Genomic DNA, 2,896 nt, shown 5'->3' on the forward strand with positions numbered 1-2,896 from the left:
GGGGCGCATCGTGGACGTTAAACAAACAGCCTGTGAAGGCGTTCTGACCGGGGGTATTCGGGCTGGCTCGTTTATCTAGGCATGAGCCAGTGAAACAGGAATCTCCGACCATATCCGCTAGGGTTGGGGGGAGAGCGTCAAAAAGTCTGAATTCGAGGAAGTTGAGAGGCGCGTCGATCGCTCTGCGTCTCTTATTTTTCGATCTATTTTTTCTCGATATATCTCAATTTGTAACGTTATTTAAAGTCTCGAGAGAGCAAACCGTCAGTCTTTCGTTGCTTTTCACTCGAACGGGCGATCGCTCTCTTTAAAAATATTAAAGAAACCTTGCAGAACCCGAGAATCCGCTTAACGTAGAAACAACTACGACACGCGGTCATATTGTCCTATGGAAAAGTTAGAAAAATATCGGATTCGCTGTACCCTGACGTTTGGCGACATCTACGGTCAAATTATTATCTGGCTCATTGTCATTTTCCTCAGTTTAGCTTCGGCTCTGGCACTGTGGAGTACCGCTCGTCAAATGTACGCCTTGCTGACAGTGGGACTCATCGTCGTCTTGTCTCTGCCATTTCTACTGTTTGCCTTCGTCACGACGCTACTCAACCACATTGAAGTCAACGCAGTCGATCCCGCCGAAGAGAAAGCGAAAATCGGAGCAAATCGTTCCGCCCGTCAGAACCCCGCTCAGGCTGCGGGTTAAAGCAAGGGAGCAAGGTGGCAGGGAAGCAAGGGGGCAGGGAAGCAAGGGGGCAGGGGAGCAAGGGAGAAGGAAGAAACTGTTACCTGTTAACTGTCCCCACTGGTGACTGGTAACTGATGAAACACTTTTGACTGTTCGCTGTTCGCTGCTCGCTGTACAAGAGGAGGGTAAAATAACTCCAACTGAGAGTGAAGGCTAGAAGCCGCAAGGCTCTCCCCCTCTCCCCTTCTCCCCTTCTCCCCTTCTCCCCCTCCCCCTTGCCAGAAACCATGTTCCAACACGACGTTATTATCGTGGGTGGCGGACTCGCCGGAAGCCGCGCTGCTGTAGAAATCGCCCGCACCGATCCCAGTTTAAACGTTGCCGTCGTCGCGAAAACGCATCCGATTCGATCGCACTCCGTCGCCGCCCAAGGAGGCATCGCCGCAACGCTGAAAAACGTCGATTCTGACGACAACTGGGAAGCCCACGCCTTCGATACGGTGAAGGGTTCCGACTATCTCGCCGATCAAGACGCCGTAGCACGTCTGACACAGGAAGCCCCCAACGTCGTCATCGATCTCGAGCATATGGGCGTCTTGTTTTCTCGCCTCGAAGACGGACGCATCGCCCAACGACCCTTTGGCGGACATTCCTATCGCCGCACCTGTTACGCCGCCGACAAAACCGGACACGCGATCCTCCACGAATTGGTCAACAACCTGCGTCGCTACGGTGTCACGATTTACGATGAATGGTACGTGATGCGCCCCATCGTCGAAGACGGTGAAGCCAAAGGGGTGGTGATGTACCGCATTGAAGACGGACAGATCGAGGTGGTTCGCGCCAAAGCGGTGATGTTTGCCACGGGGGGTTACGGACGCGCCTTCAATACCACTTCTAACGATTTTGCCTCGACGGGGGACGGTTTAGCGATGGCGGCGATCGCTGGGGTTCCTCTCGAAGATATGGAATTCGTGCAGTTTCACCCGACGGGGTTGTATCCGGTTGGCGTGTTGATTTCCGAGGCGGTACGGGGAGAAGGAGCGTATCTCCGCAACGCCAACGGCGATCGCTTTATGGAAAACTACGCCCCGAGTAAGATGGAACTGGCACCTCGGGACATTACGTCGCGGGCGATCGCCACCGAAATTCGTCAAGGGCGAGGTGTGCGTCCCGATGGAAGTGCGGGCGGCCCCTTCGTCCATTTGGATTTGCGCCACATGGGGCGAGAAAAGATTATGAGTCGGGTTCCCTTCTGTTGGGAAGAAGCCCATCGTCTCGTCGGTGTCGATGCCGTTAACGAACCGATGCCCGTGCGTCCGACGGCGCACTATTCTATGGGGGGCATTCCCACGAACACCCGAGGACAGGTTCGCAGCAGTGCCGACGGGTTAATCGAAGGGTTTTACGCCGCTGGGGAATGTGCCTGCGTGTCAGTTCACGGCGCAAACCGCTTAGGCAGTAATTCCCTTCTCGAATGCGTCGTGTACGGCAAAATCACGGGAGCGTCCATCGCGCAAGACGTGCAAAATCGCAAGTTGCCCGATGTGGACGAAGGGAAGTATGTAGAGGATGCCAAACAGCGAATTCGGGAGTTACTGGAGCGATCGGGCGAGTACCGCATCCACCCCGTTCGCCAAGCTTTGCAAGATTGCATGACGGAATACTGCGGTGTGTTCCGCAGCGAAGCATTGATGCAGCAGGGGTTAGAGAAACTCGAGGAAATCGAGCGGCAAACGCAACAGGTGTATCTCGGCGATCGCGGGACGTTGTGGAATACTGAAATCGTCGAAGCGTTGGAGTTGCGGAACCTCGTCGTCGTGGCGAAAACCATCCTGACTTCCGCCGCCAACCGTCGCGAAAGTCGCGGGGCGCATTTTCGGGAAGACTACCCCAGTCGTGACGACGAAAATTTCCTCAAACATACGTTGGCGTATTATTCTCCTGCGGGAATCGATATTGCTGAAATGCCCGTAAATTTAGGAATGTTCGAGCCGCAGGAACGGAAGTATTAAAGGGTATTTGAAACTGTTTTTTATTCCAATTTGTTAAAATCGTAATCTGCGTTTGATGGCTCTTCCGACCTTGGTGTGTAGGGTAAATGCTTGTAGCCTATATCTGGAAAGGAATTTCGCGATTTGAGCTAACTTTTTATACAGTTTAACAAAAACTCTTGCCCTGTAAGGGTTTCAGCGATTTCTTGCATAGTAA

At 53.3% G+C, this 2,896-nt stretch carries 2 protein-coding genes; both read left to right on the forward strand.

Annotated features, from left to right (window positions below):
* Positions 1 to 388: 388 nt before the first annotated feature.
* Positions 389 to 703, forward strand: a complete 315-nt coding sequence (locus POG22_RS16630; RefSeq protein ID WP_063718012.1) for a hypothetical protein — start codon at positions 389 to 391, stop codon at positions 701 to 703.
* A 269-nt stretch (positions 704 to 972) separates the two neighbouring features.
* Positions 973 to 2,700, forward strand: coding sequence for a succinate dehydrogenase/fumarate reductase flavoprotein subunit (locus tag POG22_RS16635; RefSeq protein ID WP_063718014.1), 1,728 nt, complete (start codon positions 973 to 975; stop codon positions 2,698 to 2,700).
* Positions 2,701 to 2,896: the final 196 nt, after the last annotated feature.

The sequence above is a fragment of the Geitlerinema sp. CS-897 genome, from assembly GCF_028368005.1.
Lineage (GTDB): Bacteria > Cyanobacteriota > Cyanobacteriia > Cyanobacteriales > Geitlerinemataceae > Baaleninema > Baaleninema simplex.